General features: G+C 71.1%; 18 protein-coding genes and 1 pseudogene. 10 read left to right on the plus strand and 9 right to left on the minus strand.

Translation table 11 applies throughout. The features are described 5' to 3' along the window. Window positions 1–14: 14 nt before the first annotated feature. The 3 genes from lysA to F5972_RS33260 form a co-directional block, all read right to left on the minus strand. Window positions 15–1,421, minus strand: coding sequence for a diaminopimelate decarboxylase (lysA, locus tag F5972_RS33250; RefSeq protein WP_191910435.1), 1,407 nt, complete (start codon window positions 1,419–1,421; stop codon window positions 15–17). Between the two features lie 141 nt (window positions 1,422–1,562). Beyond that, entirely contained in the window at window positions 1,563–2,273 is a 711-nt protein-coding gene (locus tag F5972_RS33255; RefSeq protein ID WP_150939477.1) for a DALR anticodon-binding domain-containing protein, read from the minus strand. Between the two features lie 97 nt (window positions 2,274–2,370). Continuing rightward, window positions 2,371–4,398: a glycosyltransferase family A protein gene (locus tag F5972_RS33260; protein WP_150939479.1), complete on the minus strand. Its 2,028-nt coding sequence runs from the start codon at window positions 4,396–4,398 to the stop codon at window positions 2,371–2,373. Window positions 4,399–4,661: 263 nt separating this feature from the next. On the opposite strand from F5972_RS33260, the gene F5972_RS33265 reads away from it, so the two are divergent. Next, window positions 4,662–5,924 (plus strand): ATP-binding protein, encoded by a 1,263-nt coding sequence (locus tag F5972_RS33265; RefSeq protein WP_225312119.1) that lies wholly within the window; start codon window positions 4,662–4,664, stop codon window positions 5,922–5,924. A 154-nt stretch (window positions 5,925–6,078) separates the two neighbouring features. On the opposite strand, the gene F5972_RS33270 is transcribed toward F5972_RS33265, so the two are convergent. Next, complete coding sequence (locus F5972_RS33270) at window positions 6,079–6,528, minus strand: hypothetical protein (RefSeq protein ID WP_150939483.1); 450 nt, start codon at window positions 6,526–6,528, stop codon at window positions 6,079–6,081. A 150-nt stretch (window positions 6,529–6,678) separates the two neighbouring features. After that, window positions 6,679–7,116, minus strand: coding sequence for a hypothetical protein (locus F5972_RS33275; RefSeq protein WP_150939485.1), 438 nt, complete (start codon window positions 7,114–7,116; stop codon window positions 6,679–6,681). A gap of 277 nt (window positions 7,117–7,393) precedes the next feature. Here F5972_RS33275 and F5972_RS33280 point away from each other — a divergent pair, with 277 nt between their 5' ends. Both F5972_RS33280 and treS read left to right on the plus strand, forming a co-directional pair. Further along, window positions 7,394–9,091 carry an asparagine synthetase B family protein gene (locus tag F5972_RS33280; protein WP_150939487.1) on the plus strand — a complete coding sequence of 566 codons (1,698 nt, stop codon included), beginning with the start codon at window positions 7,394–7,396 and terminating at the stop codon, window positions 9,089–9,091. A gap of 256 nt (window positions 9,092–9,347) precedes the next feature. Then, complete coding sequence (gene treS, locus F5972_RS33285; protein WP_150939490.1) at window positions 9,348–11,090, plus strand: maltose alpha-D-glucosyltransferase; 1,743 nt, start codon at window positions 9,348–9,350, stop codon at window positions 11,088–11,090. 9 nt (window positions 11,091–11,099) lie between these two features. On the opposite strand, the gene F5972_RS33290 is transcribed toward treS, so the two are convergent. The 3 genes from F5972_RS33290 to F5972_RS33300 are packed head-to-tail and all read right to left on the minus strand — an operon-like array spanning window position 11,100 to window position 14,742. After that, a complete protein-coding gene (locus tag F5972_RS33290) occupies window positions 11,100–13,367 on the minus strand; it encodes an ABC transporter permease (RefSeq protein ID WP_225312120.1) in 2,268 nt (755 codons plus the stop codon). Window positions 13,368–13,425: 58 nt separating this feature from the next. Next, the gene (locus tag F5972_RS33295; protein ID WP_150939494.1) at window positions 13,426–14,172 is read right to left on the minus strand and encodes an ABC transporter ATP-binding protein; all 747 of its coding nucleotides are present in this window, start codon (window positions 14,170–14,172) and stop codon (window positions 13,426–13,428) included. Window positions 14,173–14,226: 54 nt separating this feature from the next. Then, the gene (locus F5972_RS33300; protein ID WP_150939496.1) at window positions 14,227–14,742 is read right to left on the minus strand and encodes a PadR family transcriptional regulator; all 516 of its coding nucleotides are present in this window, start codon (window positions 14,740–14,742) and stop codon (window positions 14,227–14,229) included. Window positions 14,743–14,915: 173 nt separating this feature from the next. Between F5972_RS33300 and F5972_RS33305 the strand changes: the two genes are divergently transcribed. From F5972_RS33305 to F5972_RS33335, 7 genes and pseudogenes are all read left to right on the plus strand, one after another. Next, window positions 14,916–16,139 carry an ABC transporter substrate-binding protein gene (locus tag F5972_RS33305; protein WP_225312121.1) on the plus strand — a complete coding sequence of 408 codons (1,224 nt, stop codon included), beginning with the start codon at window positions 14,916–14,918 and terminating at the stop codon, window positions 16,137–16,139. A 6-nt stretch (window positions 16,140–16,145) separates the two neighbouring features. Then, on the plus strand, window positions 16,146–17,486 hold the full coding sequence (locus tag F5972_RS33310; RefSeq protein ID WP_150939499.1) for an ABC transporter substrate-binding protein: 1,341 nt from the start codon (window positions 16,146–16,148) through the stop codon (window positions 17,484–17,486). A 13-nt stretch (window positions 17,487–17,499) separates the two neighbouring features. Next, window positions 17,500–18,894: an ABC transporter permease gene (locus tag F5972_RS33315; RefSeq protein ID WP_191910436.1), complete on the plus strand. Its 1,395-nt coding sequence runs from the start codon at window positions 17,500–17,502 to the stop codon at window positions 18,892–18,894. Continuing rightward, window positions 18,891–19,790 (plus strand): carbohydrate ABC transporter permease, encoded by a 900-nt coding sequence (locus F5972_RS33320; protein ID WP_150939501.1) that lies wholly within the window; start codon window positions 18,891–18,893, stop codon window positions 19,788–19,790. The genes F5972_RS33315 and F5972_RS33320 overlap by 4 nt, the downstream gene beginning before the upstream one ends. A 188-nt stretch (window positions 19,791–19,978) precedes the next feature. Continuing rightward, window positions 19,979–20,656, plus strand: coding sequence for a uracil-DNA glycosylase (locus tag F5972_RS33325; RefSeq protein ID WP_150939503.1), 678 nt, complete (start codon window positions 19,979–19,981; stop codon window positions 20,654–20,656). A 24-nt stretch (window positions 20,657–20,680) separates the two neighbouring features. Continuing rightward, entirely contained in the window at window positions 20,681–21,037 is a 357-nt protein-coding gene (locus F5972_RS33330; RefSeq protein WP_150939505.1) for a hypothetical protein, read from the plus strand. Between the two features lie 139 nt (window positions 21,038–21,176). Further along, window positions 21,177–22,058, plus strand: a pseudogene (locus tag F5972_RS33335) (LLM class flavin-dependent oxidoreductase); the annotation flags it as partial. Window positions 22,059–22,105: 47 nt separating this feature from the next. On the opposite strand, the gene F5972_RS33340 reads toward F5972_RS33335, so the two are convergent. Next, window positions 22,106–23,036, minus strand: a 931-nt coding sequence (locus F5972_RS33340; protein WP_150939509.1) for an RNA-guided endonuclease InsQ/TnpB family protein, incomplete at its 5' end; no start/stop codon positions are given.

Here is a 23,036-nt window from a genome sequence, read left to right on the forward strand (position 1 = left end):
CCGGCGGCGGCTGGTCACAGCTGCCCCCTGAGCAGGTCGTCCTCGGTCTCCCGGCGGATGATCACTCGCGCCTGGCCGTTGGACACCGCGACGACGGCGGGCTTGGGCAGATAGTTGTAGTTGCTGGCCAGGGACCGGCAGTAGGCGCCGGTGCCGGCGACGGCGATCAGGTCGCCCGGGGCCAGGTCGCCCGGCAGGTACAGGTCGCGCACGACCATGTCGCCGCTCTCGCAGTGCTTGCCGACCAGGCGCGACAGCATCGGCCCCGCCTGGCTCTCGCGGGAGGCGAGCACCGCCGTGTACTCCGCGCCGTACAGCGCGGTGCGGACGTTGTCGCTCATGCCGCCGTCGACGCTCACGTAGGTGCGCAGGCCCTCCACGTTCTTGACGGTACCGGCCTCGTACAGGGTCACACCGGAAAGGCCCGCGATCGAGCGGCCCGGCTCGACCGTGAGGCGCGGCACCGGCAGCCCGGCCGACTCGCACACCTTGGTGACGATCTCGCGGAGGCCGTCCGCGATGACCTTGACGTCCAGGGACTCGTCGCCCGTGACGTACGGGATGCCGTATCCGCCGCCGAGGTCCAGCTCGGGGAGCACCACGCCGTGCTCCTCCTTGATCTCGACCAGCAGGGTGGCGAGACGGCGGGCGGCGACCTCGAAGCCGCCGACGTCGGTGATCTGCGAGCCGATGTGCGAGTGCAGGCCGGTCAGTTCGAGCTGCGGCAGCGCGAGGATGCGCCGCACCGCCTCCGCGGCGGCGCCGCCGCTCAGCGACAGGCCGAACTTCTGGTCGTCGTGGGCGGTCGCGATGAACTCGTGGGTGTGCGCCTCGACCCCGACGGTCACCCGGATCATGACCTTGGGCCGTACGCCGTGCTTCTCGGCGAGGAAGCCGAGGCGGGCGATCTCCTCGAACGAGTCGACCACGATGTGGCCGACGCCGGTCTGGACGGCCTTCTCCAGCTCGGCGAGCGACTTGTTGTTGCCGTGCAACGTGATCCGCGCGGGCGGGAAGCCCACGCTGAGCGCGACGGCGAGCTCGCCGGCACTGCACACGTCGAGGCCGAGCCCCTCCTGGTCGATCCAGCGGGCGACCTCCCGGCACAGGAAGGCCTTGGCCGCGTAGTGGACCTCGCCGTCGTGGAAGGCCGAGCGGTATTCGCGGCAGCGGGAGCGGAAGTCCTCCTCGTCGACGACGTACAGCGGTGTGCCGAACTCCTTCGCCAGGTCGCGTACGTCGATGCCGCCGATGGTGACGGCTCCGCCGGTCCGGCCCGACGTTCGCGGCCAGATGGCCGGTTCGAGCGTGTTGAGGTCGGCGGGCGTGTGCGGCGGACGCTCCTCGGGCGGTCCGGCGGTCACGGCGACGATCGTGGAGGCGGCGTGCAGGTCGCCGGCTGGGTGGGCGAATCGACTCACCCGCACGAGGCTAGCCGACCCGGCGATTCTCCCGCGCCCGCTGCTCACCCTGCGAGACAACGTGTGGAAGATATTCTGTGCTGCAGGTCATCCTGCGTACTGTTTCCGGCCGGTTTCCGCTTTTGCTCAGATTTTGCGGGCTCAGATTTCACGGGGCGGGGTGACGCCGAGTTCGCGCAGGCCCGTGGCGAGCACCGCGCGCACCGCCTCGCCCAGCCGCACCCGCGCGGCGTGGACGTCCGAGGGCTCCTCGTCGCCCCGGGGAATCGGCGCGGCGTGCTCGAAGGCGTCGTGGTAGGCCGCGGCCAGTCGTTCGAGATACACCGGCCAGGCCGGATCGCGGCTCTCCCGCCTGCTCGGCAGCTCCGCGAGGACCCGCAGCACCGCCCGGTCGTACGGGCCGTCCAGCCGTCCGGGGCGCACGCCGGCGCCGGTCGCGACGCCGAGATCACGCGCCCAGCGCCGTACGGCCTCGGCCCGCGCGTACGCGTATCTGACGGCGAAGCCGGGGTTGTCCCACGTACGGGGGAAGTCCGGCCACGGCCCCGTGCCCGTCGCCGGGAGGAGTGCTTCTCGAGGTGCGGGTTCGGCGGGCGGAACGTCGGCGAGGACGTCCTCCGGTTCGGTGACGGCGATGACGAGGAAGCCGTTCGGCCGGACGTCCACCCGCCCGACCCCCGGGACGGCCCGCAGCCGTCCGGCCAGCCGCTCCGCCGTCTCTTTCGCCGTCTCTTCGGGGGGCTCGCCGGTCCCCCGCAGCGCCGCCGCCGAGGCGAACGTCGCCTCCCGTTCCCACGAGCCCTGGGGAACGGGCGGCGAGCCGAGGACGGCGGCCAGCGCCCTGACGATCACTCGCCGTCCTCCACGGGCGGCGTCCGGCGCCCGTGGTTCCGTTCTGCGGGGCTCGCGATGGTCATCGCGGCCAGCCTAACGCCGGCGCCGGGGGCGCTCAGAGCAGGAGGGCGAGAGGCTCGGCCGGGACGTACCCCTCCATGCGCGCCGAGGAGAGCAGCGCGCCCTCCGCCGAGTCACGGACGCAGACGTAGGAGTAGCGGTCGGCCGAGTAGACCCGCACCCCGTCCGTACGGCACTGCCGCATCAGCACCTCGCCCCACTCCTCCGAGACGTCGGCGAGGCCGAGGTCGGTGAGGGTCTGGCGGCGGGCCAGGACGGTGCCCCCGGCGACCTCCGGCAGGAACCGGTGCTCGGCCCCCGGCTGGCGCAGCAGCGTGGCCCCGGTCGCGGGCAGGTGCGCGTAGAAGGACGCCTTCCCGAGCACCTCGGCGTCGGTGGAGGCGAAGTGCCGGACGAGGTCGGCCAGGTAGTGCTCGCCGTACAGGTCTCTCGGGTCGAGCACCGCCACGTGGTCGCCGTCGGCCAGCCGGACCGCGCGGTCGAGGGCGGCGCCCCGCGTGATCGGCTCCTCGGTGACGCGGACCACGACGTCGAGGCCGGGGCAGGCCTGGCGGACGGTCTTGTCCACCAGCCCGGCGTCCAGGCCCTCCGCGACGATCACGAGCTGGCCGGGCCGGTCGATCTGGCGGGCCACCTGGGCGAGCAGGTGGTCGAGCTCGGCCTGACCGGCGACCGCGGCGACCGCCGTGATCACGCCGCTGCCCCGCACGCTGGGCACGCCGAGCGTGTCGAGGATCGGGTCGAGCAGCGGCGTCACGCCGGCGCCGGCCCGCCAGGCGAGGTGCGCCTCCCTGGCCAGCCGCTCGGTGTCGGCCATGAACATCTCGGCCGCCGCGACGATCTCCTCGCCCTTGGCCCCGGCCCGCACCTGGAGCACCGGGGTGCCGCAGGCCGTGACCTCTCCTATCGTCCGCGGCTCGGCGTCGGCGCCCGCGATCACCAGGGCCGGCTGCCGGTAGGCCGTCAGCACGTCGTCGTACGCCGTGTCGTCGTCGCCCTGGCCGGCCAGCGGCCTCCAGGCGGCCGATCCGTCGGCGGGAGGGGTGACGGTGCCGAGGGTGACGATCTCCCCCGTACGGCCGCCCTCGGCGGGGATGGGATTGTGCACCCGGGGCTGGATCGCGTGCGGGAGCACGCCGACCCGGTCGTGCCGCAGCGCCGCGCGCCACTCGCGGGCCCGGGCCTCGGTGGTGGTCAGCACCCACTCGAAGTGCTCGGCCGCCGGAACCCCCCGCGACACCGCGCCTCCGGAGTGCCAGAAGACCGTCTTGATCCCCCGCTTGCGGCAGGCCGCCACCAGATCGCGCAGCGCCCGCGTCTCCCCGGCCAGCGCCTCCAGCCAGCGTCCGCCGTTCCCCTGCCGCGGGCCGGGCCGTACGGACTCGACGAACAGCACGTGCGGCCGCTGCTGGTCGAGCATGGCCTCCCAGTTGTCCGGGCCGAAGTTGGTCACCAGCCGCCACTCGTACCGCAGCAGCGCCTCGGTCTGCCGGTCGACGATCGCGGCGACCGTCATGTACGGCCGTGCCGTGGGGCCCTTGGGGACCACGAAGTGCTCGGCGAGCGGCGCGGAGACCTGCGGGGGCTTCGGCTGGGGCTCGGCCGCGATGGCCTTCGCCTCCTCGACGACGGGGATCTCCGGCTTGAAGTCCGAGCGCCTGGGCGCCGGGCGCTTCCTGATCGGCGTCTTCAGCGTCTTGGCCACCGAGCCGGGGTTCTTGCTGTGGATCGCGTCGCCGAGCTTGCTCCACCGGCTGTCCTGGAGCGAGGCGAGCTTCCAGTTGGCGACCTCGGTCTGGTAGCGCTGCTCGGCGAGTTGCTTGGCGAGTTGCCTGTTCTGCCGCTCCGCCGTCTTCAGCCGCGCCTCGGCCTCGCGCGTCTTGGTCACGGCCTCGGCCTCCGCGCGCGCCACCTCCTCCAGCCGCCGCTGGTAGTCGCCGATCAGCCGGGTGAGCTCCGCCGCGTTGGCCGCCTGTTCCACCGCCTCCGCCAGCGCCCGCCGCAGCACCGCCGGGTCGCTCCGCTCAGGCTGTCCGGCTGCCGGTTCGCTCAGCTCGCTCATAAGGGGTGACTCCGCGGTAGGCCATCAGGACGCAAGTCACAATATTCGCAGAACCCCCTGATCATTCTCAGCCGGAGGCGCGACCCCGCCGATCCCGGCACCTCGCCGCTCCACCCACCGTGTCAGCGACCAGTCGCTCACGCGACTTCCGACCAGCGGCTCACGTCCAAAGCGGCCAGACGACCACACACCACGCGACCAATTCGTCAGCGATCATGCGACCAACGTTTCACATGACCCTCCTCATGTGCCATCCTGAGCTGGTGAGAACCGCCTCGCAGACTCCTCTCGGCCGCGTCGTCCCTCGGCATGCGGAAAAGCCCGCGGCGGACGCGCTGAGTGACACGCGTGTGGTGCTGGTCAACGGCGCCCGCCAGAGCGGCAAGAGCACCCTCGTGCGCCTCCTGGCGAAGGAGAGGACCGCGGAATGGCGCAACCTGGACGCCCTCGTCGCACGACAGGCGGCGCAGGAGGATCCGGCGGGCTTCGTGGCGTTTCCCGACCTCGTGGTGATCGACGAGATCCAGCGGGTGCCCGAGCTGTTGCTGGCCATCAAGGAGCAGGTGGACGGCGACCCCCGGCCGGGACGCTTCCTGCTCACCGGATCCGCCCGTGTGCTGGGGTTGCGGGCGCTTCCCGACACGCTGCCAGGGCGCATGGAGACCATCGAGCTGTGGCCGTTCTCGCAGGGCGAGATCGACGGCACCCCGGACGGGTTCGTGGACGCCGTCTTCGCCGAAGGCGAAAACCTGCGTCACACGTCCACACTGTCACGCGCCGACTACGCCGAACGGGTCGTGCGCGGCGGCTTCCCCGAGGCGGTGGCCCGGGAGAACACGCGCAGGCGCGAGCGCTTCTTCGACTCGTACGTCTCGGACCTCATCGCCCGGGACGTCAGTCAGTTGTCGGAGATCGAGCGGACGGCCGAGATGCGCGCCCTGGTGCGGTCAGTGGCCGCCCGGTCGGGACAGCTGCTCGTAGGCAGCTCTCTCGGTGCGGCCGTGGGGCTGTCCACCGCGACCGTCAACCGCTATCTCGGCCTTCTCGAAGAGGTCTTCCTGATCAAGCGCGTCCCGGCCTGGTCACGCAATCTGAGCAGCCGGGCGGTCGGCACCCCCAAGGCGGCCTTCGTCGACTCCGGCGTGGCCGCGAACCTGCTGGGCGCCGACGCCAGAAGTCTTATACGGCCCGACGGTCAGTTCGGGCCGCTGCTGGAGGGCTTCGTCCTCATGGAGCTCGCCCGCCAGCTCACCTGGTCGGACGAGCGGGTGGAGCTCTTCCACTACCGGACCAAGGACAAGGTCGAGGTCGACGCGGTGCTGGAGAACCGGCAGGGCCGCGTCGTCGGCGTCGAGGTCAAGGCGTCCTCGACCGTACGCGGCGACGACTTCCGCGGCCTGCGCCACCTCGCCGACCGCCTGGGCGACGATTTCGTGGCGGGGATCGTCCTCTATACCGGCACGCAGACCCTCCCCTTCGGCCCACGCATGCGCGCAGTGCCGGTCAGCGCCCTGTGGCAGATCTGACGGCCGGTCCGAGCGCAGGACCGGCTGAGCCGTGCCTCCATGAAGGTCACTCACAGTTCTCGGGGCGCTGGCCGGAGCGCTGGAACTCCTCGACCGGGATGACCACGTCCACGACCTGCTGCTTGTGGTCGTCTGTCTTCGGCAAACAAATGGATCACGGTCTGTCGGTCCGATCGAGTTGGAGTATGACGAGGCCCGCGCTTCCGGGCCTTTTCCACAGCCTCCTGATCACTTTTGCCAGACGTGGGTCTTCGAACTCGTCCACCTGGTATGACGCGATCCTGGTGAGGGACAGCCGGGTGTTCTCCCACCGGTCCGACCGCATCGATACCCGATCAGACATCCCCTGGGAGTCGACCGCCCATCCGCGACCTTTCGCCAGGGCGACCACTTTCTCCAGCGCCTTCCGGCTGTCCGTGTTCCTCGTGTCAACGACCAGGACGTTCGTGACCGTGGTGTGGCCTTCCCAGGACAACTCCGACGTCGTATCCGCCACGATGCCGCCGATCCTTCGCACATCATCGACGACCGGGGGCCACACCCGAGATATCGAGGGGGAGAACCAGCAGCCGGCCAGAACGGCGAGCATGGCGAGCAGCGTCAAAGCCAGGCACATTCCGCAGCCCCGCAATCGCGGCCGCCTCCTCATCGTCCCAACCGACGACATACGCCCGAGGCACCTTCCTGTACGGCCGCTCACAAGCGGCGGCGTACGACCACAATCCTCAGATCGCGGTGGCGGTTCACCACGACCTCAGCACAGCACACCCCCGTCTGCCGACCATTCTCCACGGACTGCCGAGACCGTCACGTCATATTCGCCGCCTGCTCTGTTTCCAGCGGCATCGGGCGACTTGATGGAGACGAAAGCCGCACCGCCCGTTATCGCCTTGGTCAGGCACAACCTCTGCCCAACCGATGTCGACGAGTTTTCCCCCACATCGACGGCGCGCCAACCGTCCCGCGAAGAGACCTCCCGATAGAAGGAGAGGACGTCCGCTCCGTCATCGGTCAGAACATAGCTACGCCCGACGTAGACGTACTCATCGTCGCCGTCACAGCCGCTGTACTCGCTTCCCTTCTCCTTGACCCCCTCCGGGTGCACGAGAAAGCAGATATCGCGATGCCGGTTCCGGAGCCAACCGGCTGGGAGAGGAACAGAAATCCCCGCCGCTCTGGATGAACCATCCACGCGAGAAGCCGAGAATGAGGACCGCCATGCCGATGAACCCGGCTGCGACGGCCCCGGTAGCACAGACTTTCACAGGGAAGCGACACGCCCTTCCTCGAGAACGGGCTCGCACCCTATACGGCATGGACAGGGCCTCCGATACTTGTGATTTCGGATTGCCGCATCCGAAATAGCAGGCGCTCTTCCTGCCGGCGGCCCTGGCCGCGGTGGGATGGGTTCCGGTGCCCCGGGGCCGGGAGGTCCGTAGACTCGGCTGCGGTTCAAGGGAGGGCAAACCGTGCGCAAGGGTGAGTGGCCACGATTCCAGGCCAGGCCGTACGTCTGCGGGGCCGTCGGGCCCTACGAGCAGGCCAGGCTGGACCTGCTGGCACGGTCGGGGCCCGCCGTCCAGGCCGTGCACACCGCACCCGAGGCCGCGCTGCTCGCCTCCGCCCCCCTGGCGCCGTACGCGTCGGGCCCCGAGGCGACCGCGTACGCCTGGGAGGGCCGGCGGCCGGAGGCCGCGCCGGGCGCGAACGCGTGGCTGCGGGTCGCGGAGACGTACGAGACCCCGGGGCTGGTGGACGGCCAGGAGACGGTGGTCCTGCACACCGGCGGGCTGGGCCTGATCGACGTCTACTACCTCGCCGACGGGGACGCGGTCTACTTCTCCTCGCTCATCGAGCCTCTCCTCGCGCTGGCCCGGCGGCCGTACGAGGTGAACTGGGACGCGTGGGCGGCGATCCTCCGGCTGACCTACCCGCTGCTGGAGGACACGCCGTACCGCCAGATCCGGCGCCTGCCCGGCGCGACCGCGCTGACCTGGTCGCGGCGGGAGCGCACGCTGCGCGTCGACCGGCGCGCGCCGCGCTGGGTGCGGGAGGAGCCGGTCGACCGCGGGGTGACGGCCGGCGACCTGGTCACCTTGCTGCACGACGCGCTCGCGCCGTACGAACGGGTGCTGGTGCCGGTGAGCGGCGGGTACGACTCGCGGCTGCTGGCCAGCGTGGCGATGGCCCGGAAGATGGACGTCGAGTCGTGGACCACCAGCCCCGACGACGGCCTGGACCACGACATCGACTTCGCCCGCTACATCACCCGTGAGCTGGGCATCCCCCACCGGATCGTCCCGCAGTTCCCGGAGAGGTACCCCGAGGAGGCGCTGTGGGCGGCCCGCCGCCTGGAGTACCTCACCAGCCACCACGCCTGGTACTCCCCCTTCGCCAGGGAGGTGCACGGGGCGGGGCGGGCACTGGTGGACGGTCTCGCGGGCGGCCCGCTGATGAAGAACTTCCTGATCACCGCGGACGCCGTCGGCGCGGGGACGGGCGCGTCCCGCCGCGCGGCGCTGCTGAAGGCGCTGGCGACCGGCGACGCCCACATCCCCGTGCTGGGCGAGCAGGCCGCCGCGTGGATGGACGACCGGGTGAGCGCGGCCTTCACCCGGGCGACCTCGATGTTGCACGGCCACCGGGCCGAACTGCCGTTGAGCGTGCTCCACACCCGCACCGTGCGGGGCATCGCCCGCTCCCCGGTCAACCTCGTCGGCCCCGAGGCCACCCCGGTCTTCCCGTTCCTGCACCCGCCGTTCTTCGACGCGGCGCTGTCGGTGCCGGTCGCGGCCAAGGAGGGCGGGAAGTTCTACCGGGAGGTCCTGCGGGCCGCCAACCCCCGGGTGGCCGCGCTGCCGTCCACGAACACGCCGCTGCTGCCGAACCGCCGGGTGCCGCTGCGCTCGAACGGCCCGGCCGCCCGCGAGTGGAACCACCGAATGCTGGTCAAAGCCACGGAAATCCCGGGGCTGATGTCGCCCCAGATGCTGGAGGCGGTCGCCGCCGGGCCGGACGCGCTGACCGCTTTCGGCTCGTGGAACTCGCGGTTCTGGCTGCGGGCGCTGGTGGCGTTCGGAGCGTGGCTCGCCGACTACGAGGACCTGCTCGGCGACCTCACACCGCCCTGGAGCCTCCGGCCCGCGGCCGCCGTCCCCACCCCGTGAAAGCCGTCCCCACCCCGCAATAGGGGCCCGCCCTCGTAGGGGTTACGGCTCCGCACAGTTCGGAAAGACGGGTTGTGATCGCCGTCCGTGATCACCCGTAAGCAGGTAAAAACCGCATGTTAGGGGGGTGTCAGGCTTTCCAGTCAGGTCTAGGCCGATGGTAGTTTTGGCCAACTACAGCCAAACAACACGGCGTGAGCTTAAAAGCTCGGGTGTGACCTGACCACGCGCCCTTCTTTCCTCAAGCGAGAACCTGATGAACGCTGCTGCGCCCTGCCCTGACCCGGTTCCCGGGTCGTCCGGCGATCTCCCGGAGATCACCGACTTCGCCTCGCAGGACCCCCGCTGGTACAAGCGCGCGGTCTTCTACGAGGTGCTCGTACGCGGCTTCAAGGACTCCAACGGCGACGGCACCGGCGACCTGCGCGGGCTGACCGAGAAGCTCGACTACCTCTCCTGGCTGGGCGTCGACTGCCTCTGGCTGCTGCCGCTCTACCAGTCCCCGCTCAGGGACGGCGGATACGACATCGCCGACTACCTCAAGATCCTTCCGGAGTTCGGCGACCTCGGCGACTTCGTGAAGCTGATCGAGGCGGCCCACGAGCGGGGCCTGCGGGTCATCACCGACCTCGTCATGAACCACACCAGTGACCAGCACCCGTGGTTCCAGGCGTCCCGCACCGACCCCGACGGCCCGTACGGCGACTTCTACGTGTGGTCGGACGACCCGACCAAGTACTCCGGCGTCCCCATCGTCTTCGTGGGCACCGAGGAGTCGAACTGGACGTACGACCCGGTGCGCAAGCAGTACTACTGGCACCGGTTCTTCCACCACCAGCCCGACCTGAACTACGACAACCCGGCCGTCCAGGCGGCGATGATGGAGGTCATCCGCTTCTGGCTCGACCTCGGCGTGGACGGGTTCCGGCTGGACGCGGTGCCGTACCTGTTCGAGCGCGAGGGCACCTCCTGCGCCGGGCTGCCCGAGACGCACGCCTACCTCAAGAGCATCCGCGCCGAGGTTGACCGGATCTACCCCGACCGGGTGCTGCTGGCCGAGGCCAACGGCTGGCCCGAGGACGTGGTCGAGTACTTCGGCGACCCCACCCGGGGCGGCGACGAGTGCCACATGGCCTTCCATTTCCCGCTGATGCCGCGGATCTTCATGGCCGTACGCCGGCAGAGCCGCGAGCCTATCTCCGAGATCATGTCGCGGACCCCCAAGCTGCCGGAAAGCGCCCAGTGGGGCATCTTCCTCCGCAACCACGACGAGCTGACGCTCGAAACGGTGACGGAGGAGGAGCGTGACTACATGCACGCCGAGTACGCCAAGGACCCGCGCATGCGCGCGTACCTGGGCATCCGGCGGCGCCTGGCCCCCCTGCTGGACAACGACAGGGACCAGATCGAGCTCTTCACGGCGCTGCTGCTCAGCATGCCGGGCTCGCCGGTCATGTACTACGGCGACGAGATCGGCATGGGCGACAACATCTGGCTGGAGGACCGCGACGCGGTCCGCACGCCGATGCAGTGGACCCCCGACCGCAACGCCGGGTTCTCCGAGGCCGACCCCGGACGGCTGTACCTGCCCGTGGTCATGGACCCGGTGTACGGCTACCAGGCGGTCAACGTGGAGGCCCAGATCAAGAGCGAGTCGTCGCTCCTCCACTTCACCCGGCGGATGCTGCAGATCCGGCGTGAGCACCCGATCTTCGGCACCGGCGCCTACACCGAGCTGTGGTCGCCGAACCCGAGCGTGCTGGCCTTCCTGCGGGAGGAGGGCGACGACGTGGTCCTGTGCGTCAACAACCTCTCGCGCTTCGCCCAGCCGGTCGAGCTCGACCTGCGGCGCTTCGCCGGGGTCGTCCCGGTCGAGTGCCGCGGCGGGGTCGCCTTCCCCACGATCGGCGACCTGCCCTATCTGCTCACGCTGCCGGGGTACGGCTTCTACTGGCTGTCGCTGCGCCGGGCCCCCGGAGCCGGGATCTTGGAGGCCTGAGCCGTACGCTCAGCGGGCGGTGACGGGCACCCGGGCCCGCGCCGCCCGGCGGGCGGGGATCAGCGCCACCAGCGACGCGGCGCCGATCGCGATCAGGAGGGCGGCGGCGAGCATCCCGGGAGTCGGCGCGCGGCCGATGCCCGCCCCGACGCCGCTGCCGCGGCCCTCCAGGTCGATCAGCGCCCGCGACCAGAACGCCCCCGCCGCGGCCCCGGCCACGACCCCCACCGCGGCCGGCAGGCCGGCGGCGGTGACCAGGGTCGCCGTGACCTGGCGGGGGGTGAGGCCCATGGCCTTGAGCACCGCGAGGTCGAGGACGTGGTCGCGCAGGCCGAGGGCGCTGGCCGTGAGCAGGTTGGCCAGCCCGATCAGGGCCAGCACGACGACCAGCGCGACGATGATCACGCGGACGACCGCCAGCCGCTCGGCCGGGTTCACCGCCCGGGTCACCTCCAGCCCCTGCTCCTGCAGCCGGGCGCGCACCTGCGCCGCGTCGGCGCCCGGCCGCAGCACCAGGGCGTAGAACCGGGGCGGCAGCGCGTCCTTCGCCGCCAGGCTGTCCAGCCCGAACGACAGCACCTCGCCGTCCTGCTCGGGCTCGATCACCCGGCCCACGATCCGCACGATCAGCGGCGTGCCGCCGATCGTCATCCGGACCCGGTCGCCGACCCGCACGCCGAGCAGGTCGAGCAGTCCCTGGCCGGCCACCGCCTCGCCCCGGTCGGCGAACATGCGGCCCTCCACCACCGGGAAGGGGTACGGGTCGGAGGAGAGGCCGAGGGCGCGGGTCCGCACGGTCCTCGTCTGCCAGGGCACGAGCGCGTCGAGTTCGGCCCCCGGATAGGCCGCGACCACGTCGGGGTCGGCCATCACCCGCTGCCGGGCCTCCTCGGCGGTCATGTCGCCCGGCCGGATGCTCAGCGCCGCGGCCTGTCCCACGCTCTCCGGGTGGCGGCCGAAGTCGTCCAGCGTCGCCCAGCAGCCGAGCCCGATGGTGATCAGCATCATCGGCAGGGCCACCCCGCAGGCCGTGAGCGCGGCGGGCGTCCTGCGGGTGAAGGCGTCCCTGGCGCCGAGGACGAGCGCGGGCGGCAGCCGTACGAGCAGGGCGACCCGGGCCAGCCGGGACAGGCGCCCGCGCGGCGGCGCGGCGGGGGCGGCCGGGAGCGGCGGGACGCGCCCGCCGCGCCAGGCCGGGACCAGGACCGCCACCAGCACCGCCAGCGCGGTCCCCGCGACGATCGCCGCGAGGGGCCCGGCCGACAGCGGCACCGCGACCGTCTCCCCCATCGCGTACGCCGTGACCAGCCGGGAGGCGAGCACGCCGAGGGCGATGCCGAGCAGCCCCAGCGTGCCGTGCTCGGCGAGGAGCATCCGGACGACCTGGCCCCGGGTGAACCCGAGCGACTTGAGCGTGGCGATGTCGCGCAACTGGGTCAGCACCCGGCCGCCGGCCGCGTTGGCGAGCGCCAGCGCGGCGGCGACCAGGCCGGCGACGCCGAACAACGCGAGCAGCAGACCGAGCAGCCGGTCGTCCAGCTCCATCGAGGCGCGCACCTCGCGCCAGGTCGTCACCCGCTGCACCTGGTTGCGCAGCGTGAAGACGGCCCGCTGGACGACGAGGTCGGTGTCGGCGGGGTCGGCGAGGCGCAGCCCGGTCACGGCCTCCGTACGGCCGGGCGCGGGCTCCACGAGGTCGAGGGTCTGGCCGAGCGTCCAGGCCAGGCCGGGGGTCCACTCGGGGTAGAAGCCCTGGTCTCCGCTCTCGGCCAGCCCGGCGACGGTCAGCCGGTGGGTCGCGCCGTTCAGGCCGGTGACGGTGAACGGGCTGCCGGGCCGCAGGCCGAGGGCGCGGGCGAACGACCGCTCGACGACCACGCCGTCCGGGGCGCGCGGGTCGAGCCAGCGTCCCTCGCGCGGCAGCGGGCGCGCCACGGAGGTGAAGGCGGCCGGCGTCTCCCGCAGGGTGATCGGCACCCGCCGGCCGCCGGTGGCGAGCGTGGCGGGCGCGCTGCGGTACGGCCCCGCCACCTCGGTCACGCCGGGCAGGCCGCGCAGGGCCGACACGTCGGGGACGTCCTTGCTGTGGATCCAGATGTGCGCGCCGTGACTGCGCTCGAACAGGCCCCGCCAGGGGTTGGTGCCGCCCTCCAGCAGCGTGGCCGCGACGATCAGCGCGGTGACGATGCCCGCGACCGCGAGCACCGTGAGGCCCGCCTGGCCCCGGCGGGCCCGCAGGTCCGCGCGGATCCAGCGCAGCTCCGCGCTCCTCGGCACGGTCAGGTCACCCCCTCACGGTCGTCTGCTCGCGGGCATCCGGTGGTGCGCATCCGGTTCAGCTCCGGAGTTCGACGACGTCCCCGGCCCCGCCGGCGGGCCGGCGGCGCACGCGGGGGATGGCGCCGTCGTCGACGATCTGGCCGTCGAGCAGGCTGACGACGCGGTCGGCCATGCTCGCGACGCGGGCGTCGTGGGTGACCAGCACGATCGTCTGCCCCTGGCGGTGCACCCGGCCGAGCAGGCGCAGCACGTCGCGGGTGTTGCGGCTGTCGAGGTTGCCGGTGGGCTCGTCGGCGAGCAGCAGCCGGGGCTGGTTGGCGAGCGCGCGGGCCAGCGCCACCCGCTGCTGCTCGCCCCCGCTGAGCTGCGCGGGGGCGGCGTCCGCCCGGTCGGCCAGGCCCAGCTCGCCGAGGAGGTATTCGCGCCGCTCGCGGGCGTGCCGGGGCGAGGCGCCGCCGAGCAGCGCGGGAAGCTCGACGTTGTCGGCCACGGTCATGTTGCCCACAAGATTGAAGAACTGGAACACGAACCCGATCTGCTCCCGGCGCAGCACCGCCCAGCCGCTCTCCGACAGCGTGTCGGCCCGCCTGCCGTCCAGCCAGATCTCGCCGCTCGACCGCGTGTCCAGGCCGCCGATCATGTGGATCAGCGTGGACTTGCCCGACCCGGACGGCCCGGTGATCGCGACGAACTCCCCCGCCTCGACCGTCAGGTCGACCCCGCGTACGGCCGGCACGGGCAGCCCGCCGGTCTGATAGATCTTGACCAGGTTGACCACCCGGACGACGGGTGTATCCGACATACCGCTCACCCTAACCGCGTCGCGCCGCCGCCTCGCCCGGGTGCCGCCACGGGATCACTGCAGCTCCTCCTGGCAGCGCTCCAGCCAGTCGAGGTCGGCCTGCAGGTGGAGCATCGCGCCCTCGATGAGCAGGAGGGACGCGCGGTTGTCCGGATCGGTCCGCTCGGCCGCCTCGGCCAGCTCGCCCAGGTCTCTCATGAGCGAAAGGTAGTGCCGGCGCTGCCGGTTCACCAGGGCCATGCGGTCGGCCAGGCCGGTCAGCGGGGCGAGCACGAGCTTCATGAAGAACTCGTCGCGGACCCGGGGACCCTCGGTGGGCTCGTCCACCCAGGTCTCCAGCGCCTCCCGCCCGGCGGCGGTGATGTAGTAGACCTTCTTGTTCGGCCGGTTGGCCTGCTCCACGTCGACCGCGCGGACGTACCCGTCCTTCTCCAGCCGGCCCAGCGTCACGTAGATCTGGCCGATGTTGGGCGAGGGATAGGCGATGCCGAAAATCGACTCAAGAGCCTGTTTGAGCTCGTAGCCATGGGCAGGTTCCTTCGCCAGGAGCGCCAGCAGCGCCTGCCGCACGCGCCCACCCCCAGACCGTCGGAGCAGTTACCGGAGCGTTACCCGCCCATCCGTTGACGGTCACATTATCGCTATGCATAACATGCATGCACCTACCTAACACGTATGTAACCGGTTTTTCACGCGGAGGCCATATCGTTCGCCGAGCCGTCGCCGTCCTGGCCGCCTTCCTGGTGGCCGGATGCGCGGGGCTCACGGACACCGGCGCCGGCCCCACGACCGGCACCGGGGGAACCGGGCCGATCACGCTCGCGATCGGCCGGGACACCACCGCCTACCTCCGCCCGTTGCTGGACCGGTGGAACCAGGGCCACCCGGACGAGCGGGTCACGCTGCTCGAACTGCCCGAGGCGTCCGACGAGCAGCGCGCCCAGATGGTGGCGAACCTGCAGGCCCGTAACGACGTGTACGACGTGCTCGCGCTCGACGTGATGTGGACGGCCGAGTTCGCCGACGCCGGGTGGATCGTGCCGCTCGACCGCAGCCTGTTCCCCCTCGACAAATTGCTCGGGGGGGTCGCGGACACCGCGATCTACCGCGACCGGCTGTGGGCGGCGCCGTACACGAGCAACGCCGGGTTGCTCTACTACCGGTCCGACATCCTGAAGAAGGAGCACCTCAAGCCGCCCAGAACCTGGGCGGAGCTGCGCGACCAGGCCAGGCGCCTGGGCGCGAAGTATCACATCGGGGGATACGCCGGTCAGTTCCTGCCGTACGAGGGACTGACCGTCAACTTCGCCGAGGCCGTGCAGTCGGCGGGCGGGTCCATCCTCAGCCCGGACGCCCGCACGGTCACGATGGACCTCGGCAGCGCGCGGGCCGCGCTCGGCTTCCTCGTCGGCGGTGTCACGGAGGGGTGGATCCCCCGCGAGGCGCTGACGTACAAGGAGGAGGAGTCGCGGCTCGCCTTCCAGGAGGGGCGGCTGCTGTTCGCCCGCAACTGGCCCCACGCGTACGGCCCGGCCACGCACTCCCGGCTCGCCGGGAAGTTCGCGGTCACCCGGCTGCCTGGCCTGAACGGGCCCGGGTCCAGCTCGCTCGGCGGCTACAACCTCGCCGTCAGCGCCTTCTCCAAGCGGCAGAAGTCGGCGCTCGACTTCATCCGCTACTTCACCGGCCGGGACAACGAACGGCTCGTCCTCACCGAGGGGTCGTTCCCCCCGGTCTGGGCTGATCTGTACGACGACCCGGAGCTCATCAGGCGGTTCCCCTACCTGCCCGTGCTCAAGGAGGCCATCCTCTCGGCACGGCCCAGGCCGGTCACCGCCGGCTACAACCAGGTCAGCCTGGTCATCTCCAGCGCCGTGTCCGGCGCGCTCGCACTCGCCAAACCCGTAGACGAGACCGTCGCCGACCTGAAACAGGGGCTCGGCGAGGTCATCCAGCCCGGAGGATAGATAGATATGCGGAAACTTCCCCCCATCATGGTCGCGTGCCTCGCTCTTGCCGCCGCCGCCGCGTGCGGCAGCGACTCCGGCGGCGACACCGGCTCCGGCAACGCCCCGGCCGCCTCGGGCAGCGCGCCGGCCGCCGGGGGCGCCAAGCCCCTGGAGGGAGAGAAGATCGAGATCGCCGCGAAGTGGACCGGCGACGAGCAGGCCAACTTCGAGAAGGTGCTGAAGGCCTTCGAGGAGAAGACCGGCGCCACCGTCACCTACGCCTCCACCGGTGAGGACACCGGCGCCTACCTCGGCCCCCGCATCGAGGGCGGCAACCCTCCGGACGTCGCGATCCTGCCCCAGCCCGGCCTCGTGCAGCAGTACGCCGACGAGAACGCGCTGAAGCCGCTGAGCCCTGAGGTGCAGGCGCAGATCGACCAGAACTACACGCCGTACTGGAAGGATCTCGGCTCGGCCAAGGGCCAGGTCTACGGCGTGCTCGTCAAGGCGGCGCACAAGTCGCTCATCTGGTACCGCCAGGGCGCCTTCGACGACGCCGGGGCGCAGCCCGCGTCCACCTGGGACGACCTGATCAAGAACGCGCAGACGCTCAGCGACTCCGGCGTCGCGCCGTTCGCCCTGTGCGGGGCCTCCGGCTGGACGCTCACCGACCTCTTCGAGAACGTCTACCTCTCGTCCGCCGGCCCGGAGAACTACGACAAGCTGGCCAAGCACGAGATCCCGTGGACCGACGCCTCGGTCAAGACGGCCCTGGAGAAGATGGCGCAGATCTTCGGCAAGAAGGAGTTCATGCTCGGCGGCTCGTCCGGCGCGCTGCAGACCGACTTCCCGACCTGCGTCACCCAGGTGTACGGCCAGAAGAAGGCCGCGATGGTCATCGAGGCCGACTTCGTCGCCGCCTCCGTCGGGCAGTCGGGCGCGAAGGTCGGCGAGGACGCCAAGATCATGCCGTTCCCGAAGGCGGGCGACACCGCCCCCGTCGTGCTCGGCGGCGACGTCGGCGTGGCGATGAAGGACACCAAGGGCGCGATGGCGCTGCTGGAGTTCCTGGCCAGCAAGGAGGGCGGCGAGGTCTGGGCCAAGCAGCCCGGTTACCTCTCCCCCAACCGCAACGTCTCCCCCGACAACTACCCCGACGACCTCACCAAGCAGCTCGCCCAGACGATCATCTCGGCCGGCGAGTCGGTGCGGTACGACATGTCCGACCTCGCCCCCAGCGCCTTCGGCGGCACCGACGGCAAGGGCGAGTGGAAGGACCTGCAGGACTTCCTCCGCAACCCCTCCGACGTGAAGGGCGCGCAGGAGAAGCTCGAGGCCGACGCCGCCAAGGCCTTCAAGAAGTAGAGGGGGGACGGCCGTGACCGAACGGTTGGACGGCCCGCAGGCCGCCGGCGGCGACGACTCCGCCGCCGGGGCCTCCTCCGGACCGCACGACACCCCCGCGGAGCCCACCCCGGCAGCGCGGCTGGGGCCGTCGCCGAAGCTGGCGGTGATGTTCCTGCTGCCCGCGGTGCTGCTGCTCGCCGCGTGGATGATCTATCCGCTGGTCTACTCGATCTGGCGCAGCCTGTTCGACGCGACCGGCGGCACCTTCGTCGGGCTGCGCAACTACATCTCGATCTTCACCGACTCCGGGACGCTCACCACGATCAGGAACAACATCATCTGGGTCGTGGTGGCCCCCGTCGTCGTCACGGTGCTCGGCCTGATCTTCGCGGTGCTCACCGAGCGCATCCGGTGGTCGACGGCGTTCAAGCTCGTGCTGTTCATGCCGATGGCCGTCTCCCTGCTCGCCGCGGGCGTCATCTTCCGCCTCGTCTACGAGCAGGACCCGGACAAGGGCGTCGCCAACGCCATCATCACCACCGTCCACGACGCGTTCTCCTCCAGCGCCGGCTATCCCGGCGCCCGGCCCCGGGACAACGACCAGGCCCCGGCGGTCGCGAAGGGCGGCGCGGTGGTGACCCGGCAGCCCGCGCAGGCGGGGACACCGGTGCTGATCCCGCTCGTCGGCCTGAACCAGGACGCGGTCAAAGGCGCCGCGCCCGCCAAGGCCGCCGCCGGCGGCGACGGCGGCGACGGCCTGAGCGGCACCGTGTGGCTCGACGTCGTACGCGGCGGCGGGGGCACGCTCAACCAGGTCGACCCGCAGGAGAAGGGCCTCGCCGGCGTGACGGTCGAGGCGGTCTCCGGCGGGGTGGTCAAGGCGACGACCGAGACGGCCGCCGACGGCACGTTCCGCTTCGCCGGCCTGCCCGCCGGGTCCTACGACGTACGGCTGCCGCAGTCGAACTTCGCCGCGCCCTTCAACGGCATCACCTGGCTGGGGCCGTCGCTGATCACTCCCGCGATCATCGGCGCGTACATCTGGGTGTGGGCCGGTTTCGCGATGGTGCTCATCGCCGCGGGCCTCTCGGCGATCCCGCGCGACGCCCTGGAGGCGGCCCGCATCGACGGCGCGACCGAGTGGCAGGTGTTCCGCAGGATCACCGTCCCCCTGCTCGCGCCGGTCCTGCTGGTCGTCTTCGTGACGATGATCATCAATGTCCTGAAGGTCTTCGACCTGGTGTTCATCATCGCGCCCGGCTCGGTGCAGCCACAGGCCAACGTGATCGCGCTGGAGATGTGGCGCGTCTCGTTCGGCGGCGGCGGCAACCAGGGCATGGGAAGCGCGCTGTCGATCTTCCTGCTCCTGCTGGTGGTGCCCTTCATGATCTTCAACATCCGCCGGTTCAGGAGGGACGAGCGATGACGACCGTGGCCGAGCCGGCCATCGAGCCGAACCCCGCGTCCGCGATCCGGCGGGGAGCGGTGTCCCGGATCGCCGACCGCCTGGGCGGCGGCCTGGTCCAGGTCTTCCTGATCCTGATCGCGTTGTTCTGGCTGCTCCCGACCCTGGGCCTGCTCGTCGTGTCGCTGCGCGGCGAGACCGACAACAACTCGTCGGGCTGGTGGACGCTGTTCACCAAGCCGGCGCAGCTCACCTTCGAGAACTACTCGAACCTGCTCGCGTCGGGCTTCGGCGCGTCGTTCTGGAACACCGTGCTGATCACGGTGCCCGCGACCCTGCTGGTGATCGGCATCGCCGCCATGGCGGCGTACGCGTTCGCCTGGATCGAGTTCCCCGGCAGGGACACGGTCTTCCTCGTGGTCATCGCCCTGCTGGTCGTCCCCGTGCAGATCGCGCTGATCCCCATCGCCAAGTTGTACGGCCTCCTGGGGATCTTCGGCTCGATTCTCGGGGTCGTGCTGTTCCACGTGGCGTTCGGCCTGCCGTTCGCCATCTTCCTGCTGCGCAACTTCTTCGCGGGCATCCCGCGCGAACTGCTGGAGGCGGCGCGGATGGACGGCGCGCCGGAGTGGCGGATCTTCGTCACCGTGGTGTTCCCGCTGGCCAAGCCCGCGATCGCGTCGCTCGGCATCTTCCAGTTCCTGTGGGTGTGGAACGACCTGCTCGTCGCGCTGGTGTTCGCCGACACCGACAACCAGCCGATGACGAAGGCACTGCAATCCCAGATGCGGCAGTTCGGCACGAACGTGGACATCCTCGCGCCGGGCGCGTTCCTGTCGCTCCTCGTCCCGCTGGTGCTGTTCTTCGCCTTCCAGCGGTACTTCGTGCAGGGCATGCTCGCGGGTTCGGTCAAATAGGGCCGGCCGGAGGCCCCCTCGGGGGCCTCCGGAACCTCCGCATCAGGTTGACATACCGGGGAAACGTCCCATCTGTGGCAGGCTGTACGAGAAGAACGTCGGATGCCCGCTTCACGGGGGTAGGCGGGCATCCGATCTTTCCGCCGCCGGGCCGTACGGGGCCGGAAAAGCCGATAGAGTCCGCGGACATGTCAGGACGTCCGTTGCAGGAACTCGTGGAAACCGGATGGGCCGAGGCCCTCTCACCCGTGGCCGGGCGCATCGCCGCCATGGGCGACTTCCTCAGGCAGGAGATCGCGGAGGGCAGGCAGTACCTCCCGGCAGGGGACAACGTCCTCCGCGCCTTCCGGCAGCCGCTGAGCGAGGTCCGGGTGCTGATCGTCGGCCAGGACCCCTACCCCACCCCCGGCCACCCCGTCGGCCTGAGCTTCTCCGTGGCCCCGGACGTGCGGCCGCTGCCGGGCAGCCTCGTCAACATCTACAAGGAGTACACGGCCGACCTCGGCCACCCCCTGCCGTCGAACGGCGACCTCACCCCGTGGACCGAGCAGGGCGTGCTCCTGCTCAACAGGGTGCTGACCGTGATGCCCGGCAAGCCCGCCTCACACCGGGGCAAGGGCTGGGAAGAGGTGACCGAACGGGCCATCACCGCCCTGGTCGAGCGCGGCGGCCCGCTCGTCGCGATCCTGTGGGGGCGGGACGCCCGCAACCTGCGCCCCATGCTCGGGCAGGTGCCGTGCGTCGAGTCGGCCCACCCGAGCCCGCTGTCGGCCCGCAGCGGCTTCTTCGGCTCCCGCCCGTTCAGCCGGGCCAACGCCCTTCTGGAGCAGCAGGGCGGAACTCCGGTGGACTGGAAGCTGCCGTGACGGCCCACCGATAGGATCACCACCATGAGCGATGGAACGGACACCGGTCGCTATCTGCGGCTCACCGTCGACCTGGTGGTCGAGGTCCTCGACGTGGACGCGCTGCAGGCGGCGGCGCTCGCCGAGATCCGCGACCCCCAGGCCGAACTGGACGACGCCGAGCGGCAGGAGCAGATCGAGCTGGTCAACTCCGACGAGACGGGTGCGGCGGCCCTGCAGTGGCTGATCGAGCCCGACCACGTGCTCGGCCTGGTCGAGCACGTCACCGAGGTCGAACCGCGGGAGGCGATGCTCGGGGTCGAGCCCTCGGACGGCATGCTGGAAGACGAGGACGACCACGACCACGACCACGACCACGATCACGAGGAGCACGGCCACTGACCGGCGGAACGAGCTTGCCCGGCGGGCCGCGCAAGTCGTAAAGTCGGGCCACTCTGAACCGGGCACTCCCCCAGAAGTACGCCGCAGAACGGGGAGCGTATCGCGAAGGCCCTGAGGGGGCGGCACGTTCTGTCCGCATGCCCTCTCGGAGGCAACTGTGTTGAACGTGGGTCTCGGCCTGCCCGTCACTGATCCCGAATCCCTGCTCGACTGGGCCCGGCGCGCCGACGCCGGTCCCTTCACCACTCTCGGCCTGCTGGACCGTCTGGTCTATGACAATCCCGAACCGCTGGTCGCCCTCTCCGTGCTCGCCGGCGCCACCTCACGCGTCCGGGTGCAGACCGAGGTGCTCCTCGCGCCGCTGCGCGAGACCGCCCTGCTCGCCAAGCAGGCCGCGACCCTCGACCGCCTCTCCGGCGGACGTCTGGTCCTCGGGCTGGGCGTCGGCGGCCGCGAGGACGACCACCACGCCGCGGGCACCGACATCCGCACGCGGGGTCGCCGTCTCGACACGCAGATGGCGGTCCTGCGCCGCGTCTGGGCCGGCGAGCCGTACGGGGAGGGGGCCGGTCCCATCGGCCCGGTCCCGGCCCGTCCGGGCGGCCCGGAGGTCCTCTTCGGCGGATTCAAGCCCGCCGCGCTCCAGCGGGTGGCCCGCTGGGGTGACGGCTTCCTCTGCGCCGCCGCGCCCTCCTGGGCCGGTCCGCTGTTCGACACCGTCCGTACGGCGTGGCGGAAGCACGGGCGGGACGGCGCCCCGCGCATGGTCGCCCAGGTCAACGCCGCACTCGGGCCCGAGGACGTGATCGAGGAGGCGCGCCGGGCCATGGCCGCCTACTACCGGTTCACGGAAGCCGCGGACCACATGGTCGCCGGGATGCGCACCACCCCGGCCGAGATCCGCGAGGCGATCGCGCGGTTCGAGGACCTCGGCGCCGACGAGGTCATGCTGTACTGCCACGGACGCGACCCGGACCAGGTCGGCCGCTTCGCCGACATCCTGTCAGCTTCTCGGCCGTAAACAAACGACCGAGCTTGCAGCTCCTCGCCGTCGATGGATTCGACGGTTCAGGCCGCGTCGTCGGCAGCGTGACTCACTGCCCAGCCCGCGGCACCGCGCGCGGCGATGTTGCGGGCTGCGTTGACGTCGGCGTGCTCAGCGAAGCCGCACGACGTGCAGGCGAAGGTGGCCTGGTCGGGCCGGTTCCTTTTGTCCACGTGCCCGCATGAGGAGCAGGTCTGGGAGGCGTAGGCCGGATCCACATGGATCACGGCGACTCCGGCGCGGGCCGCCTTGTAGGCGATGAAGCTTCCCAGCTGGTGGAAGCTCCACGAATGCAGCGTGACCCGCTGGGGCTTGCGGAGCCGTACCCGTTCGCGGATACCGCCCAGGTCTTCCAGGGCGATGCCGCGTCCGGTGCGTTCTGCCTCGGTCACGATCTGCTTGGCGATGGTGTGGTTGATGTTCGCGGCGAACCGGGCCTCCTTGCGGCGGCGCCTTCTGGCCAGCCGTTTGGCGGACTTGGTGGCCTTGGCCTGCAACCGGCGGCGCAGCCGGCGCTGCCGGTGGCGGTGGGCGTTCAGGCCCTTGCCGCTGTGCCGGTCGCCGTCGCTGGTGGTCGCGATGGTGGCGATCCCCAGGTCCACGCCCACGAAGGCGTCCGGGACGGTGATGGGCCGGTCGGGGACATCGCAGGTGGCGATCAGAAACCACATGCCGTCCCGGCGCACCAGGTCCGATTCGCCTTTGCGGTGGGCGGCCAGCGTCGCCAGCTGCTCGGCAGATGCGGTGAAGGCCACATCACGCACCCGGCCGGCCGTCGTCCAGATCGACACCGTGCGCGCGTCGATCCGCCACGACAGGCATCGGTCGTCGAATGGCTGGGCGGCATCGGCGCGGAAGGTGATCGGTTCGGAGGTGACGCGGGCACGGCGTGCCGATCCTTGGGGGCCCAGGTTCCCGTTGCGGATGTTGGCGTGCAGCGTGGTGTAGGCGTCG

Origin of the sequence: Microbispora cellulosiformans (genome assembly GCF_008728085.1) — a bacterium.
In the GTDB taxonomy this organism is placed as follows: domain Bacteria; phylum Actinomycetota; class Actinomycetes; order Streptosporangiales; family Streptosporangiaceae; genus Microbispora; species Microbispora amethystogenes.

Excerpts from the sequence above, each read along its gene's own strand:
- F5972_RS33260 (WP_150939479.1), bottom strand. The coding sequence starts at position 4,398 with ATGAGCGAGCTGAGCGAACCGGCAGCCGGACAGCCTGAGCGGAGCGAC.
- treS (WP_150939490.1), top strand. The coding sequence starts at position 9,348 with ATGAACGCTGCTGCGCCCTGCCCTGACCCGGTTCCCGGGTCGTCCGGC.
- F5972_RS33295 (WP_150939494.1), bottom strand. The coding sequence starts at position 14,172 with ATGTCGGATACACCCGTCGTCCGGGTGGTCAACCTGGTCAAGATCTAT.
- F5972_RS33310 (WP_150939499.1), top strand. The coding sequence starts at position 16,146 with ATGCGGAAACTTCCCCCCATCATGGTCGCGTGCCTCGCTCTTGCCGCC.
- F5972_RS33320 (WP_150939501.1), top strand. The coding sequence starts at position 18,891 with ATGACGACCGTGGCCGAGCCGGCCATCGAGCCGAACCCCGCGTCCGCG.
- F5972_RS33325 (WP_150939503.1), top strand. The coding sequence starts at position 19,979 with ATGTCAGGACGTCCGTTGCAGGAACTCGTGGAAACCGGATGGGCCGAG.
- F5972_RS33330 (WP_150939505.1), top strand. The coding sequence starts at position 20,681 with ATGAGCGATGGAACGGACACCGGTCGCTATCTGCGGCTCACCGTCGAC.